Origin of the sequence: Cellulomonas terrae, from assembly GCF_007990265.1 — a bacterium.
Taxonomy (GTDB): domain Bacteria; phylum Actinomycetota; class Actinomycetes; order Actinomycetales; family Cellulomonadaceae; genus Cellulomonas; species Cellulomonas terrae.
This window is the reverse complement of record NZ_BJWH01000002.1, coordinates 202,320-218,007: the sequence shown is the minus strand read 5'-3', so window position 1 is coordinate 218,007 and position 15,688 is coordinate 202,320. Positions and strand designations below refer to the sequence as shown.

Below are 15,688 nucleotides of genomic sequence, written 5' to 3'. Positions count from 1 at the left end.
GGCCTACGGTCAACGTCATGGCGACAGACTCCCCTCGTCCGGTCATCGACCTGCCCAGCGACCCGCGCGAACCGGCCGCCGCAGGGAGCCAGATGCTCCTGCTCGGCCGACGGATCCGACACGCGCGCACGGAGCGGGGGCTCACGCTCGACGAGCTCGGGCAGCGGGTGGGCTCGACCGCCAGCCAGCTGTCGCTCGTCGAGAACGGTCGGCGCGAGCCGCGGTTGAGCCTCCTGCAGTCCCTGGCCTCCGCGCTGGGGACCACGACGACGGACCTGCTCGACGCCGCGCCGCCGTCGCGGCGCGCCGCCCTCGAGATCGACCTCGACCGCGCGCAGGGCACCGCCACCTACGCGGCGCTGGGCCTGCCGACCGTCCGGCCGGCGAAGAACCTGCCGACGGAGGCGCTCGAGGCACTCGTCGGGCTGCACCGTGAGCTCGCCCGGCGTGCCGACGCCGCCATCGCCACGCCCGAGGAGGCCCGTCGGGCGACCACGGCGCTGCGCCTCTGGATGCGCGAGCGCAACAACCACCTGCCCGAGATCGAGACCGCCGCCGAGGACCTGGTGCGGCGCGCGGGGTACACGACCGGCGCCCTGACCCACAGCGCGGTCGCGTCGATGGCCGCCGACCTCGGCTTCACGCTGATCCACGTCGACGACCTCCCGCACTCCACGCGCACGGTCACCGACCTGGCGAACGGCCGCATCTACCTGCCCCCGGCGTCGATCCCCGGCGGCCACGGCCTGCGCTCGCTCGCGCTCCAGGCGATCGCGCACCGCGTGCTCGCCCACTCGACGCCCCGCAGCTACGCGGACTTCCTGCGCCAGCGCGTCGAGATCACGTACTTCGCCGCCGCCTGCCTGATGCCCAGCACGGCGGCCGTCGCGCACCTGAGCGCGGCCAAGCGCCGCAAGGAGCTGGCCGTCGAGGACTTCCGCGACTCGTTCGGCGTCACGCACGAGGCCGCGGCGCAACGGCTCACCAACCTGTTGACCGAGCACCTCGACATCCGCCTGCACTTCCTGCGGGTGGGCGACGACGGCACCCTGTTCAAGGGGTACAGCAACGACGCCGTGAGGTTCCCCACTGACGGCACCGGCGCGATCGAGGGCCAGGTCGTCTGCCGCGAGTGGGCGGCCCGCTCGGCGTTCACGCGGCGCGACCGCGCCGGCGAGTACTACCAGTACACCGACACCCCGGAGGGCACCTTCTGGTGCACCACGCAGACCGGCTCGACGTCCGCCGGCGGGTTCTCGATCACCGTGGGCGTGCCGTTCGGCGCCGCGAAGTGGTTCCGGGGACGGGACACGACGAGGCGTCGTGAGTCCCGGTGCCCGGACCCGACCTGCTGCCGGCTCCCCGACCCGGAGCTGGCCGCCGAGTGGGCGCCGCACGCCTGGCCGAGCGCCGCGGTGCACGCGCACGTGCTCTCGCCCCTGCCCACCGGAGCCTTCCCCGGCGTCGAAGATGCCGAGGTGTACGCGTTTCTCGACCGCCACGCACCCCGGTGATGGTGCACAGTGTCGGCATGCCACAGATCCGGGTGTTCCTGCTCGACGACCACGAGGTCGTCCGTCAGGGCCTTCTGCGCCTCCTCGAGTCGACCGCCGACATCACCGTCGTCGGCGAGGCGGCGACCGCGCAGGAGGCCCTCGTCCGCATCCCTCGCTCCGAGGCCGACGTCGCCCTGCTCGACGTGCGGCTGCCGGACGGCAACGGGATCGAGGTGTGCCGCGAGCTCGCGTCGACGGCGCCCGGTGTCCGCTGCCTCATGCTCACGTCGTTCGAGGACGACGAGGCCCTCCTCGCAGCGATCACCGCGGGCGCCGCGGGCTACGTGCTCAAGGAGATCCGCGGCTCCCAGCTGCTCGACTCCATCCGGACCGTGGCGGCCGGCAAGTCGTTGCTCGACGCGGCGACGACCCAGCGCGTGCTCGCCCGGCTGCACGAGACCCAGCGGCGCGACCCCCGCCTCGAGCTGCTGACCTCCCAGGAGAGCGCGGTGCTCGACCTCATCGGGGAAGGCCTGAGCAACCGGGAGATCGCCGACCGGATGTTCCTCGCAGAGAAGACCGTGAAGAACTACATCTCGAGCCTGCTGGCCAAGATCGAGGTGCGCGGACGGACGCAGGCGGCCCTGTTCATCACCGAGCAGAACCGTCTGCACCCGGAGTAGCCGCGGGACCTCAGCGCGACTGCGACCCGACCGGACCGATCGGGTGCGGACCCAGCAGGAGGCTCACGAGGCTGGTGCCCCAGGACCGCGCACGCTCGATCTCCCCGTCGCGCAGCGGGCCCCGGATGCCGAGCACCCAGAAGCTCTCCGCCTCGGCGGACACGTGGAAGCCGTCGCGCCGCAGCATCCGCCAGGCGCCGACCGCGGCGGAGCCGGGGACGTGCGGCGTGTGGATCCGCGTGTCGAACGTCGCGGCGTGCACGGGACGCTCGGGGGGTTCGAGCTCGCGGAGCCACTCGCGCACCCCGATGCCCGGCGACGGCACCTCCACACCCGCCTGCCGCTGCGCGTCCTCACGAGTCCGGGGCCGGCTCATGCCGAACGCCTGCGTCGGTGCCCCGACGACCAGCAGCTCCAGCTCCGGCGGCAAGCGGCGGGGGGCGGAGGCGACGTCGCGCAGGGCGGTGTCCGGCAGACGCCGGCGCATGCCCTCGCAGACCGCCTGCGCCACCTGACCCGTGTTCCCGAACGACGACTCGTACACCACCAGTGCCCGCATCGTCCTCACCTCCTCGTGTCTCGGACTCACGTCTCCTCCAGGGTTCGCCCGGCACGCACCGGCCCACAGGGTCGAAAGGCCCTGATAGCCCGACGGCCGACCTATGCTCCGACCATGCGGCCCGACGCCATCGACTCCGGCTCCGAACGTGACGACCGCCTCGAGGCGATGATGGACGCGGTCGTCTCGATGACCGCCGACCTCGACATGGCCACCGTCCTGGAGCGGTTCGTCGCGGCCGGGTGCAGCCTCACCGGGGCGCGGTACGGCGCCCTGGGGGTGCTCGGGGAGCACGGCGGCCTGCAGGAGTTCGTGTACCAGGGCATCGACGCGGAGACGGCGCTGCGGATCGGTCACCTTCCCGAGGGCCGCGGTGTCCTCGGTCACCTATCCACCGCCCCGGACGTGCTGCGCCTGCACGACCTCGCCGACCACCCGTCGTCGGTCGGGTTCCCCGCGCACCACCCGCCGATGCAGACGTTCCTCGGGGTGCCGGTGCGCGCCCGCGGGGCGGTGTTCGGCAACCTGTACCTCACGGACAAGCTGGGCCAGGACGGCGCCCCGATCGACTTCACCGCTCGCGACGAGCAGGTCGCGGTCGCGCTCGCCGCGGCCGCTGGGGTGGCGGTCGGTCACGCCCGCGCCTACCACCAGGCGCGCGAGCACGAGCTGTGGCTGGAGACGGCGGCCGCCACCTCGTCGTGGCTCACGGGCGACCTGCCCCGTGACGTGGCCCTCGACGCAGTGCTGGCACGCATCCAGGAGAGCGCCCGGGCGACGGGCGCGGTGCTCTACGGGGAGACGGACGAGCTGCCGACCGCCCTCGCCGAGGAGCTGGCCGGCGTCTGGCCCGTGCTGCGCGAGCAGGAGGACGGGTCGTGGGCCCTCGCGCTCCCGCTGCGCAGCGGTGACCGGTGGATCGGGGCCGTCGAGGTGTCGTGGCCCGCCGGCGACGCGCCACGGCTCGACCTGCCCAGCATCGCCGGGTTCGGCGAGCAGCTCGCGCTGGCCCTCGACGTCGCGGACGCCCAGGCGGACCGCGCGAGGCTGGCCGTCCTCGAGGACCGCGAGCGGATCGCCCGGGACCTGCACGACATGGTGATCCAGCGCCTGTTCGCGATCGGGCTGGACGTCCAGGGCGCCGCCGCGCAGGGCGCCGTCCGGCCGGAGGTCGCTCGCCGGCTCGAGGCCGCCGTCGACGATCTCGACGAGACGATCAAGGACGTGCGCACCACGATCTTCCGGCTCGGTGCGCGCTCCGACGGGACGGGGACGGGCCTGCGGCACCGGATCGACGCCGAGGTGGTCGGCGCCCGCCAGGTCCTCGGCTTCCTGCCGCGCCTGCGCACGGACGGGGTGACCGCGACGGTGCCGGACGACGTCGTCGAGGACGCCGTCGCCGTGGTGCGGGAGGCGCTCGCGAACGTCGCGCGCCACGCTCGGGCGCACGACGTGGTGGTCCGGGTGCAGGTGGGTCAGAACCTGGTGGTCGAGGTCCAGGACGACGGTGTCGGGATCCCTGCGGACGTCGGCCGTCGCAGCGGGCTCGCCAACCTGGAGAACCGGGCCGCGCGCTGGGGAGGTTCCGTGGTCGTCGCAGCGCTGCCGGAGGGTGGGACCCACCTGCGCTGGTCCGTGCCGCTGTCCTGACGCCCCGGCGCGCCTCGCCAACGCAGGTCCGCTCTGCCACGATCTGACGCATGGTGGACAACGTCGCCGGATGGACAGAGAGCACCGTCGAGGTGGACGGTCACAGCGTCTTCTACCGACAGAGCGACCCCGTCGCCGACGCCCTGCCGATCGTGCACGTGCACGGCTTCGCCATCTCCGGCGCCTATCTCATGCCGACGGCCCGGATGCTCGCCCGTCGCGCGACCAACCTGGTCCCCGACCTGCCCGGCTACGGCAAGAGCGAGAACTGGGAGTACACCCTCGGCATCCCGGCGCTGGCCCTCGCGCTGCTGAAGATCCTCGACGCCCTGGAGCTGGACCGCGTGGTCCTGGTCGGCAACTCCATGGGGTGCCCGGTCAGCCTCGAGGTCGCGCACGCGGCGCCCGACCGCGTCGACCGGGTCGTGCTGGTCTCGCCCGCCGGGGGTGTGCACAACCAGGGCCTGGGCCGCGCCGTCCGGCAGCTCGCGATCGACGGCGCGCGGGAGAACCGGCAGATGGCCCGCGTGGCCGTGCCCGACTACCTGCGGTTCGGTCCCGTCAACACGTTCCACCTGTTCAGCGAGATGACCCGGTTCCCGTCGCTGGAGCGGCTCCTGAAGTCCCCCGTCCCGACGCTCGCCGTCATCGGCAGCAAGGACCCGCTGATGCCGCCGCCCGTCCGGGTCCGCGAGGTGAGCCGGCTGGCCTCCGACCACACCACGGTCGCCCTGATCGAGGGCGCCGCGCACGCGATCAACTTCAGCCACCCCGGTGAGCTCTCGCACGTGATCTCGTCCTGGCTCGACGGGCGAGAGATCGTCGACGACCCCGACTCCCCCGGCTACACCCGGGTGCTGCAGCTCCCGCGGGACTAGAAGCTCAGGCGCCCACGGTCCGCTGCAGCAGCAGCTCGTGCAGCCGGGGGTCCGCCAAGGGCCGGAAGTGCCCCGGGGTGTCCAGCACCACCTCTGTCGCGCCGTCGAGCGCGCTCCCTGCCGGGATGTGCGGGTCCCACCAGCTGTAGACCGACGTGATCCGGTGGTTGACGGTGCGCTCGGCGTCGAGCGCCACGATGGTGGCGTCGCTGGGGATGAACGCGCGCACCGCCGGGGTCACGAACCACCGCGCGTACGACGACCCGGCGAACGGGGTGTTCACCGCGATCATCGACACGATGCGGCCGCTGGGGTCCTCACGCAGCATGGCGAGCTTGCCGATGAGCCCGCCCTTGCTGTGCGCGACCACCACGACGTCGCGCAGGTCGTGCGCCTCGAGGTACCGACCGAGCACGCTCGCGCCGCGCAGGACCGGGCGGCGGTTGTTGCCGAGGTCCGGCAGCACGTGGACGCGCACGCCGTGCTCGTGCAGGAGCATCGCCAGCGGCAGCAGGAAGTGCCACGACTCGTACACGCCGGGGACCAGGACGACCGGCGGCCCGACCGGGTGCTCCGGCCGCCGCAGGTCGTCGGGGTCCACGCGCGAGGTGATGCCCGCGGCCTGCCAGGCGAGCACGGAGGCGTAGTCGCGTGCGCGCCACCAGGTCTGACGCAGCAGACCACCGGACGTCCTCGTCGCATCCTGCATGCGGACATGGTGCCGCACGACGGGTCCGCTATGGCCCTATCGTGGGCATGTGCCCCGACTCCGTCGCCTCGCGAGCTGCACAGCATGAACATCGTGATGGGTGCACTGATCACGCTCGGGGTCACGGCGTTCACGGTGACGGCGATGCTGCTGGTCCGCCGCCGGGCTCCGGAGGGCAGCTACTTCAGCGACGGGGACCGCGCGTCCGGCGTGTTCGGTGTCCTGGCCACGGGCTTCTCGGTCCTGCTCGGCTTCATCATCTTCCTGGCGTTCCAGTCCTACGACCAGGCGCGGTCCGGTGCCGAGACCGAGGCGGTCACGGTCGCGCAACAGGTGCAGACCGCGCAGTTCCTGCCCGCTGACGTCCGCGAGGAGCTCACCGGCGAGCTGGTCTGCTACGCCCGGGCGGTGGTGGGCGTCGAGTGGCCACGGATGCAGGACGGCACCCTGGGTGACGCGTTCAACCCGTGGGGTCCCGCGCTGTTCGAGACCATCGACACCGTCGAGCCGCAGACGGCCGTCGAGCAGTCCGCGTACGACCGGTGGATGGACCAGACGGCCAACCGCGAGCAGGCCCGCATCGACCGCGTGCACGGCGCGGAGGGCCTGATCCCGTTGCCCCTCTGGCTCGTCCTGTTCGTCATCTCCGCCGTGATCTTCGTCTACGTCCTGTTCTTCGCGGACTCGGCGGAGGGCGCTGTCACGCAGGGCCTGCTGATGGGCAGCGTGACCGTCGTCATCACCTTGCTCCTGCTGCTGCTGGGCTTCTTCGACCACCCGCACGGCGACCAGGTCGGCAAGCTCGAGCCGGCCGCGATGGAGCGCACGATGCGCATCGTCGACGCGCAGCTGACCGAGGTGGACATCACGGTCACGCCGCCGTGCGACGCCACGGGCCGGGCCGACTGACCTACCGGCGCACCCCGCGCACCGGGGTGGCGGTCAGCGGGTCGTCCGGCCACGCGTGCTTGGGGTACCGGCCGCGCAGCTCGGACCGGACCGCCGGGTAGCCAGAGCTCCAGAAGGACGCGAGGTCGGCGGTGACGGCCGCCGGGCGTCCCGCGGGTGAGAGCAGGTGCAGCAGCACCGGGACCCGCCCGTCGGCGAGCCGTGGCGTGGTGCGCCACCCGAAGACCTCCTGCAGCCGGACGGGGAGGACCGGCTGGTCGCCGGTGTAGTCGATGCGCAGGCTCGACCCGCCGGGCACGGTGACGCGTTCGGGGGCGAGGGCGTCGAGCCGGCTCGCGTCGGGCCACGGCAGGAGCCGGCGCAACGCCTGCACGACGTCGACCCGGCTCAGGTCCCGGGCCCCCCGCACGCGCGCGAGGTCCGGCCCGAGCCAGTCCTGCAGGTCCGCCAGGAGGGCGTCGTCGGACACGTCGGGCCACGGCGGCCCGAGCGCCCGGTGCAGGAACGCCATCCGCTGCCGGAGGCCCGTCGCGGCGTCGGTCCAGCGCAGCAGGGCCAGTCCCTCGCGGGTCAGCCCGTCACGCAGCGCCGCCACGACGAGCTCGGGCGGCGGGTCGGTCAGCGGCACGGACGTCAGCTCGATCGCGCCGAGCCGCCGGACGCGGCGGGCGACCACCGCGCCGTCGGCCCAGGCGACGACCTCGTCCTCGCGCAGCAGTGCCGGCGCGGCCTCCGTGGCGACGTCGAGGTCGACCGGCGCGCCCGACCGGACGGTGGCGTCCCGGCGGCCGGCGCCGCGGTCGGCGTCGGCGACCGCCAACCACGGGAGGCCCGCGAGCGCCGAGCCGGGCGGCAGCACCGCTCCTGTGCCGGACGTCATGAGGTACGTCGACCCGCCGGGGCGCAGCCGCGCGACGCGGTCCGGGTGGGCGAGGGCGACGACGAGTCCGACGGCAAGGTCGTCGCCGAGGTGCGACGGGGCGCGGGTGTCCGGGACCAGGGCCCGCAACCGGCCCACCTGTGCCTGCCACGGTCCGGACTGCGGTCCTCCGCGCCGCAGCGCGCGCAGCGCCGCGACCAGGTCCCCGCCGGGGGCACGCGTGTCCTCGGAGAGGAGGGCGACGACCTCGGCCGCGCGGCGCGCGCCCACGAGCGCGGCTCCGTCGAGGAGCCCGCGGGCGAGGCGGGGGTCGGCGGGGACCGCGGCCACGGCCCGCCCGCGCGCTGTGGGCTGCCCGTGCTCGTCGACGGCGCCGAGTGCGGCGAGCGTCGCGTGCGCGACCGCCATCGCGGCAGCCGGAGGCCGGTCGAGCAGGGCGAGCCCGAGACCGTCGGGGCTCCCCCAGCACGCCAGCTCGAGCGCGAACGCCGTGAGGTCGGCCGTGAGGATCTCCGGTTCGGGGTGTGCCACGAGGCGTGCGTGGTCGTGGGCTGACCAGCACCGGTAGGCCGCGCCGGGTCCTTCACGGCCGGCGCGGCCGGCGCGCTGCTCCGCGGACGCGCGGCTCACCCCGACGGTCACCAGGCCGGCGAGCCCGCGGCGGTGGTCGGTGCGGGGCTCGCGTGACAGTCCTGCGTCGACCACGAGCCGGACGCCCGGCACCGTGAGCGACGACTCTGCGACGGCCGTCGACACGACGACCCTCCGTCGCGCTCCGGCCGTGAGGGCGAGGTCCTGGGCGTGCGCGGGCAGCCTGCCGTGCAGGGGCCGGACGTCGACGTCGAGACCGCCGAGGCGGCGTGCCACCCCGTCGACCTCCCCGGCGCCGGGCACGAAGACCAGGACGTCCCCGGGGCGCTCGGCCAGGGCACGGCGGACGGTGGCGGCCACGTGGTCGAGGAACGCCGGGGTCACCCCGCGCTCGTCGGTCCGGGCGGTGCGCGCGGGCGCCGGGCACCAGACCGTGTCGACGGGGAACAGCGCACCGGGGACGGCGACCACGGGCGCCGGCTCGGAGTCACCGAGCAGCGCCGCGGTCCGCTCCGCCTCCACCGTCGCCGACATCGCCACGACGGCGAGATCGTCGCGCAGGTGCGTCCGGACGTCGACGAGCAGGGCCAGCGCGAGGTCGTCGACGAGGTGCCGTTCGTGCACCTCGTCGAGGATCACGGCGCCGACCCCGGGGAGCTCGGGGTCGCGCTGCATGCGGCGCAGCAGCACCCCGGTGGTCACCACCTCGACCCTCGTCGCGGCGCTCGCGGTGCTCTCCCCGCGGACGGAGAACCCCACGGTCCGACCGACGGGCTCGCCGAGCAGGTGCGCCAGGCGGCGAGCTGCCGCACGTGCGGCGATCCGGCGCGGCTGGGTGACCACGACGCGTCCGGGGACCGCCGCGGCGACGGCAGGCGGGACCAGGGTCGTCTTCCCCGTCCCCGGTGGCGCCTGCACGACGACCACGCCGCGCGCCCGGAGCGCCGCGACGACGTCGGGGAGCCCGTCGCGCACGGGGAGGTCCGGCGGGTCGGCGAGCAGCCGCGCGATCGGGTCGTCCACGCACGCAGTCTGCGGGGTCAGGCCGACGATCGCTCCTTCGCCGACTCGACGGGCAGCAGCGCGGCGCCGACCAGGAAGCACACCGCGCCGAGGAAGGTGCCGAGGTTGACCAGCCCGAGGTTGGCCGACTCCCCCGTGGGCAGGTAGCGGGCCGCGACCGCCGAGACGCCGAACGCGACCGACCCGAGCAGGTTGAGCGCGGCGATCCGCCACCCGACGGAACGGTCCGACCGCGGGAGGACGCCCCGGTTCACCTCGGCGTAGGCGAACCAGCTGGCGACGAGGAAGCAGATGGACCCGTACACGTCCGGCGCCCAGATCAGGTGCCGCTCCTGGGCGAGCGTCAGGTCGGCCTGCGTGGCCGCGAACGTGCTGACGTTGAAGAACACGGTCCCCACCAGCTGGACGAGCACCGCCCAGAAGTCGATCCGACGCGGCTGCCAGCCCACCAGCGACGCCAGCCGGCCGGGTCGCGCCGACTCCGCGACCACGCCGCCCGGCGCGCGCAGCGTCTCGTGGAACTGCAGGTAGGCGGCCGAGGTGAAGAAGATCGACCCGACGAAGAACGTGCCCGCGACCACGGCCGGGTCGAGCGCCTCGAAGTACAGCGGCACCGACCCGAGGGCGAAGCAGAGCGAGCCGATCGCGAACAGGCTCCCGATCCACCAGCTCGTCGCGCTGGCCCGACCACCCTCGGCCCGGACCCCGGCGAGCCGCAGGCCGAGACCCTTGCGGTGCCGCCGGGAGCTCCACTCGACCTCGCTGCCGTCCGGGCGCACGAGCACCGCGTGGGTGACGAAGCCGAGCGGGCCGTGGGTGTGCAGGACCCGCCAGCCCGCGGGCAGGTCCGGGACTCTCGACGTCACGGGTGCAGGCCGGTGCGCGCCTTGCTCTTCGCCGCGGCGTGCGCGGGCGACGTCCACACGTCGGGCTTGGCGGCCGGACGCTGGACGGGTTGCTCCGCCACGAGCGCGTCCCAGGCGGCCATCAGGTCACGCAGGAGCTGCTCGATCATGATGCGGCTCAGGTCGAGCCGGACGACGACGCGCATCAGGTGCACGGCGTCGGCGTCCGGCGGCAGGCTGTATGCGGGCACGATCCAGCCGTCCTCGCGCAGCCGCGCGGACAGGTGATAGACGTCGAAGCCCGGGTCACCCTTGATCGCGAAGGTGACCACGGGCTCCGCCAGCCCGGGATTGAGGATCTCGAACCGGCCGCTCGCCTCGAGGCTCTCGTTGAGGAACCGGGCGTTGGCGAGCATCGTCTCGACGATCGACGTGTACCCGCTGCGTCCGAGCCGCAGGAAGTTGTACATCTGCGCCTGGATCATGGCCGACCCGCGCGAGAAGTTGAACGTGTAGGTCGGCTGCGCGCCGCCGAGGTAGTTGACGCTGAAGACGAGGTCCTCAGGCAGCCTCGACGCGTCCCGGAAGATCAGCCAGCCGACCCCCGGGTAGACGAGGCCGTACTTGTGCCCCGACACGTTGATCGACGCGACCTGCTCGAGGCGGAAGTCCCACCGCAGGTCGGGCTCCGCGAACGGGGCGATGAACGCTCCGCTCGCACCGTCGACGTGCAGCGGGACGTCCCACCCCTTCTCCGCCTTGATCCGCACGAGGAGGTCGTTGATCTCCTCGATCGGGTCCGCCTCACCGATGTGCGTCGTGCCGAGCACCGCGCCGACGGCGATGGTGTTCTCGTCGACGTGCGCCTCGACGTCGTCCGCGCTGAGCACGAACCGGTCCGCCTTCATAGGGATCTTGCGCATCTCGACGTCGAAGTAGTTGGCGAACTTGTCCCACACCACGTGGGTCTCCGCACCGAACACCACGTTCGGCCGGTCCGTCGGCAGACCCGCGGCCCGGCGCCGGTCCCGCCACGCGCGCTTGTGGGCGAGCAGCCCGAGCATGATCGCCTCGGAGGACCCGATGGTCGCCACGCCGACGACGGCCGCGGAGTCCGGGGCGTTGAAGAGGTCGCCCAGCATGTGCACACAGGCTTCCTCGATCAGCGACGCCGCCGGGTACTCCTCGTGGTCGATGTGGTTCTTGCGCAGCGTGTCGTGGATCAGCCTCTCTGCCTGCGGCTCCATCCAGGTCGTGACGAAGGACGCGAGGTTCAGCGTCTCGCGGCCGTCGAGCATGAGACCGGTGTGCAGGAGCTCGTAGGCCTCGTCCGGCTCCAGGCCGTGGGCGGGGAACGTGCCGCGGTCGATGTGCTCACGGAAGCTGGGCCGGCCGTGGATCGGGCCGAACGGGTCGGACGTCTCGCTCACCTGTGCTCCTCCAGTCCATCGGTCCGGAGCCGGCTGACCGCCGTCCCCCCGGCACGCACCTGCGCGTCGAACGTAGCGCGGTCCGTCCCGAAATGTCCCGCAGTAGGGTCCGACTCGTGGCCTGGTACGACGCGGTCTTCGTGCAGACCGGGCGCTCACCCGCGCTGTGGGCCCTGGTCGGCTTCCTCATCACGTTCGCCGTGGTGCGGACCGTCACGCGACGGATCCACGCCCGGCAGGTGGAGCACGAGGACACCTCAGGTCCGGTCAGGGACGTCTACATCGGCGGCGTGCACGTGCACCACCAGGTGTGGGGGATCCTGCTCGTGCTCGTGTCCGGGCTCCTGACGTTCCGGTTCCGGCCCGAGTCACCCTGGATCGACGTGCTCGCTCTGCTGTTCGGCGCCGGTGCCGCGCTCACGCTCGACGAGTTCGCGCTGTGGTTCCACCTGGACGACGTGTACTGGTCGACGGACGGGCGCAAGTCGATCGACGCGATCCTCGTCGGCGGAGCCCTCGGTGGCGCGATCCTGCTCGCCGTCTCCCCCGTCGGCACCACCAACGAGTCGAACCTGCCGGCGTGGCTGTACTCGATCCTCGTCGCGACCCACCTGGCGTTCGCCCTGGTGTGCGTCCTCAAGGGCAAGCTGGCCACCGGGATCCTGGGCGTCGTGGTGCCGACGCTCGCCTGGATCGGTGCCGCCCGGCTGGCCAAGCCCGAGTCGTACTGGGCCCGTCGCCGGTACCGCGGGACCAAGCTCGACCGCTCGCGACACCGGTTCGGCCCGGCGTACCAGGCCCGCCGCGACCGCCTGCGCGACCTGCTGGGCGGGGCCCCCGCGGACGGCCCTGGCGGGACCCCCGGCGGGCCGCCGTCGGCTGACAGGTAAGATCGACCGTTCCCCCGCGCGCCCGGCTCTCGTGCTCCCTGCTCGTCGGCCACTCCCTGACGACCAGCTAGGACCCGCACGATGACTGCCCTCACCACGAAGCCGCAGACGCTCGACGGCGTCGACCCCGCCGAGCTCGACGTGTTCCTGCGGGTCGCGGACCAGATCAGCAGGCTCCCGTCGGACCACCCGCACCTGGCTCTCGCCCGCCGTGCGACGTCGGCCCTGTTCAAGGCCGCGAAGAAGCAGCGGCGTGCCGAGAAGCGGGACGCCATCAGCGCCGCCGACCGTGCGGTCATCCACGCGACGGCCACCGGCAGCCCGGGTCGCATCGACGACGAGACCCAGGGCATCCCGCTCGTCTCCAGCGCCCAGGGCGCGACCGCGGGGACACTGCTCAAGGCCCGGCCCTGCTACATCTGCAAGGAGCCCTACGTCGAGGTCGACGCGTTCTACCACCAGCTGTGCCCCACGTGCGCACGGCTGAACCACGCGAAGCGTGACGCCCGCACCGACCTCACCGGCAAGCGCGCGCTGCTGACGGGCGGGCGCGCCAAGATCGGCATGTACATCGCGCTGCGCCTCCTGCGGGACGGCGCGACGACCACGATCACGACCCGGTTCCCGCGCGACGCCGCCCGCCGGTTCGCCGCGATGCCCGACAGCGCCGACTGGCTCGACCGCCTGAGCATCGTCGGCATCGACCTGCGCGACCCCGCCCAGGTCGTCGCGCTCGCGGACACCGTCGCCGCGCAGGGCCCGCTCGACATCCTCATCAACAACGCCGCGCAGACCGTCCGCCGCTCCCCCGGTGCGTACACGCACCTGGCCGACGCCGAGCTGGAGCCGCTGCCCGACCGTCCGCTGCCGCAGATCACCACGTTCGGCCGCACGAGCAGCGCCCACCCGGTCGCCCTCGCGGGCTCCGTCACCGAGCTCACGACCTCGGCGGCGGAGGTGTCCGCGCTGGCGCTGACCGCCGAGCACGCGTCGCTCGAACGGCTCGTCGCGGGCACCGCGATCGACGCCGGCGGCCTGGTGCCCGACACCGCCGAGACCAACAGCTGGGTCCACACCGTCGACCAGGTGGACCCCATGGAGCTGCTCGAGGTCCAGCTGTGCAACCAGACCGCGCCGTTCATCCTGGTCAGCCGCCTGCGCGGCGCCATGAAGGCGACCGCTGCCGAGCGCGCGTACGTGGTCAACGTCTCCGCCATGGAGGGCGTCTTCTCGCGCGGCTACAAGGGTCCGGGCCACCCGCACACCAACATGGCCAAGGCCGCGCTCAACATGCTGACCCGCACCAGCGCCACCGAGCTGGCGACGGACGGCATCCTCATGACCAGCGTCGACACCGGCTGGATCACCGACGAGCGCCCGCACCCGACGAAGGTCCGGCTGGCCGAGGAGGGCTTCCACGCCCCGCTCGACCTGGTCGACGGCGCCGCCCGCGTGTACGACCCGATCGTGCGCGGCGAGGCCGGCGAGGACCTGTTCGGCTGCTTCCTCAAGGACTACGTGCGGTCCGCCTGGTAGTCCCGAGAGGCGGCGTCCGCCGTCGTGCACCAGCATGAGCCCGTGCATCGCGACCTGAGCGCCCACCTGTCCCTCGACGTCACCTCGCCCGCCACCCTCGCGTTCGAGCTCGCCGTGTCCACGCAGCTGGCCGCGCGGGAGTCCCTGCGGATCACCCTGGACGGCGCACCCGTGCAGGTGCGGGAGGTCCCCGACCACCACGGGACACGGCTGCACGTGGTGCAGGCGGATCCCGGCCGTCTCGTGCTCGACTACTCCGCGTCGGTCGACGGTCGTGCGACACCGGTCGCCTCCGACGAGGCCGACCTGCTGCGCTACCTGCGGCCGAGCCGCTACTGCGAGTCCGACACGCTCGGGCCGACGGCGCACGCCGAGTTCGCGGGCCTGCGCGGCTACGACCTGCTGTCCGCCGTGAGCTCCTGGGTCGGGTCCCGGCTCTCCTACGTCCCCGGGTCGAGCCTGCCCACCGACGGTGCGGTGCAGACGCTCCTGGGCCGCAAGGGCGTGTGCCGCGACTACGCGCACCTCGTCATCGCCCTCCTGCGCGCCCTGGACGTGCCGGCGCGCCTCGTGTCCGTGTACGCACCGGGCCTGTCCCCGATGGACTTCCACGCCGTCGCCGAGGCCCACCTCGACGGTCAGTGGTACGTCGTGGACGCCACCACCCTGGCTCCGCGCACGAGCCTGGTGCGGATCGCGACCGGCCGCGACGCCTCCGACACCGCCTTCCTCAACGTGCACCACGGGTACGCCGACCTCGACGAGCTCGAGGTGACCGCCGTCGCGGACGTCCTGCCCGACGACGACGTGCGGGACCTGGTCACGCTCGGCTGAGCAGCGCGCTGCTAGCCTCCGAAATGTGACAGACCAGGACGAGACCGACGGTCCCGCACCCCCACGCCGCCGCTCGTTCCTGGCCCGGCGGACCGGCACCGACGACTTCGGCATCGTCCTGACGCTGCTGGTCACCGCCTACATCGCGTACGCGCTGAGCGCCGCGCTGTGGGTCGAGATCCTCGTCTTCGTGCTCTACCTGTTCACGCTCGGCCTGGCGGTCCGCACCTCCCGCCCGATGCCGCGCCAGAAGCGGTTCGTCCGGGTCGTCCTCGTGGTCTCGGCGGTCGTGTCGGCGGTCGCGCTCCTCACCCTCCCCCGGGCCGCGGCCGACGGGGTGCTCGACGGCGTCGTCTGCGTCATCCTCATGACCGCGCTGGTGGTCATCCTCGACCGGATCCTGCGACGCACCGCCGTCACGGTGCAGTCGCTGGCGGGGGCCCTGAGCGCCTACCTCATCATCGGGATGTTCTTCGCGAGCCTCTTCGGCGTCATGGACGCAGTCACCCCGGGGCCGTTCTTCGCGTCCGGCGAGGCCGCGAACCCCCGCTCGTTCCAGTACTTCTCGTACACGACCCTGACCACCCTCGGGTACGGCGACTACACGGCGGCGCTCTTCCCCGGTCGCAGCATCGCCACGTTCGAGGCGCTCGTCGGACAGGTGTTCCTCGCCGTCCTCGTCGCCCGGCTCGTCGCCGCCTTCCACGGCCGCGCCGAGGCGATCCTGCCCGAGCGCAGCGACGACTGACCCGGCCGCGTATCTGCGGCGACGCCG

14 protein-coding genes are annotated in these 15,688 nt (G+C 73.2%); 9 read left to right on the top strand and 5 right to left on the bottom strand.

From position 1 onward, the window contains the following. Nucleotides 1–17: 17 nt before the first annotated feature. Both CTE05_RS03120 and CTE05_RS03115 read left to right on the top strand, forming a co-directional pair. On the top strand, nucleotides 18–1,514 hold the full coding sequence (locus tag CTE05_RS03120) for an XRE family transcriptional regulator (RefSeq protein ID WP_186814718.1): 1,497 nt from the start codon (nucleotides 18–20) through the stop codon (nucleotides 1,512–1,514). A 17-nt stretch (nucleotides 1,515–1,531) separates the two neighbouring features. Then, a complete protein-coding gene (locus CTE05_RS03115; RefSeq protein WP_146844650.1) occupies nucleotides 1,532–2,179 on the top strand; it encodes a response regulator in 648 nt (215 codons plus the stop codon). A gap of 10 nt (nucleotides 2,180–2,189) precedes the next feature. On the opposite strand, the gene CTE05_RS03110 is transcribed toward CTE05_RS03115, so the two are convergent. Then, the gene (locus tag CTE05_RS03110) at nucleotides 2,190–2,738 is read right to left on the bottom strand and encodes a hypothetical protein (protein ID WP_146844649.1); all 549 of its coding nucleotides are present in this window, start codon (nucleotides 2,736–2,738) and stop codon (nucleotides 2,190–2,192) included. A gap of 114 nt (nucleotides 2,739–2,852) precedes the next feature. On the opposite strand from CTE05_RS03110, the gene CTE05_RS03105 reads away from it, so the two are divergent. After that, entirely contained in the window at nucleotides 2,853–4,388 is a 1,536-nt protein-coding gene (locus CTE05_RS03105; RefSeq protein ID WP_146844648.1) for a GAF domain-containing sensor histidine kinase, read from the top strand. Between the two features lie 50 nt (nucleotides 4,389–4,438). Beyond that, nucleotides 4,439–5,266 (top strand): alpha/beta fold hydrolase, encoded by an 828-nt coding sequence (locus CTE05_RS03100; RefSeq protein ID WP_146844647.1) that lies wholly within the window; start codon nucleotides 4,439–4,441, stop codon nucleotides 5,264–5,266. Between the two features lie 4 nt (nucleotides 5,267–5,270). On the opposite strand, the gene CTE05_RS03095 is transcribed toward CTE05_RS03100, so the two are convergent. Continuing rightward, nucleotides 5,271–5,975: an esterase/lipase family protein gene (locus CTE05_RS03095; RefSeq protein ID WP_146844646.1), complete on the bottom strand. Its 705-nt coding sequence runs from the start codon at nucleotides 5,973–5,975 to the stop codon at nucleotides 5,271–5,273. An 84-nt stretch (nucleotides 5,976–6,059) separates the two neighbouring features. Between CTE05_RS03095 and CTE05_RS03090 the strand changes: the two genes are divergently transcribed. Continuing rightward, entirely contained in the window at nucleotides 6,060–6,884 is an 825-nt protein-coding gene (locus tag CTE05_RS03090; protein ID WP_186814717.1) for a bestrophin-like domain, read from the top strand. A gap of 1 nt (nucleotide 6,885) precedes the next feature. On the opposite strand, the gene hrpB is transcribed toward CTE05_RS03090, so the two are convergent. The 3 genes from hrpB to gad are packed head-to-tail and all read right to left on the bottom strand — an operon-like array spanning nucleotide 6,886 to nucleotide 11,653. Beyond that, complete coding sequence (gene hrpB / locus CTE05_RS03085) at nucleotides 6,886–9,378, bottom strand: ATP-dependent helicase HrpB (RefSeq protein ID WP_222595399.1); 2,493 nt, start codon at nucleotides 9,376–9,378, stop codon at nucleotides 6,886–6,888. 17 nt (nucleotides 9,379–9,395) lie between these two features. Next, nucleotides 9,396–10,244 carry a YrhK family protein gene (locus tag CTE05_RS03080; RefSeq protein ID WP_186814716.1) on the bottom strand — a complete coding sequence of 283 codons (849 nt, stop codon included), beginning with the start codon at nucleotides 10,242–10,244 and terminating at the stop codon, nucleotides 9,396–9,398. Beyond that, nucleotides 10,241–11,653: a glutamate decarboxylase gene (gene gad, locus CTE05_RS03075; RefSeq protein ID WP_186814715.1), complete on the bottom strand. Its 1,413-nt coding sequence runs from the start codon at nucleotides 11,651–11,653 to the stop codon at nucleotides 10,241–10,243. The genes CTE05_RS03080 and gad overlap by 4 nt, the downstream gene beginning before the upstream one ends. Before the next feature lie 116 nt (nucleotides 11,654–11,769). Between gad and CTE05_RS03070 the strand changes: the two genes are divergently transcribed. The 4 genes from CTE05_RS03070 (at nucleotide 11,770) to CTE05_RS03055 (ending at nucleotide 15,661) form a co-directional block, all read left to right on the top strand. Continuing rightward, a complete protein-coding gene (locus CTE05_RS03070; protein WP_146844642.1) occupies nucleotides 11,770–12,543 on the top strand; it encodes a hypothetical protein in 774 nt (257 codons plus the stop codon). Nucleotides 12,544–12,624: 81 nt separating this feature from the next. Then, nucleotides 12,625–14,079: an SDR family NAD(P)-dependent oxidoreductase gene (locus CTE05_RS03065; RefSeq protein WP_146844641.1), complete on the top strand. Its 1,455-nt coding sequence runs from the start codon at nucleotides 12,625–12,627 to the stop codon at nucleotides 14,077–14,079. A 42-nt stretch (nucleotides 14,080–14,121) separates the two neighbouring features. Beyond that, nucleotides 14,122–14,913, top strand: coding sequence for a transglutaminase-like domain-containing protein (locus tag CTE05_RS03060; RefSeq protein WP_146844640.1), 792 nt, complete (start codon nucleotides 14,122–14,124; stop codon nucleotides 14,911–14,913). A gap of 25 nt (nucleotides 14,914–14,938) precedes the next feature. Beyond that, nucleotides 14,939–15,661, top strand: a complete 723-nt coding sequence (locus tag CTE05_RS03055; protein ID WP_246123224.1) for a potassium channel family protein — start codon at nucleotides 14,939–14,941, stop codon at nucleotides 15,659–15,661. Nucleotides 15,662–15,688: the final 27 nt, after the last annotated feature.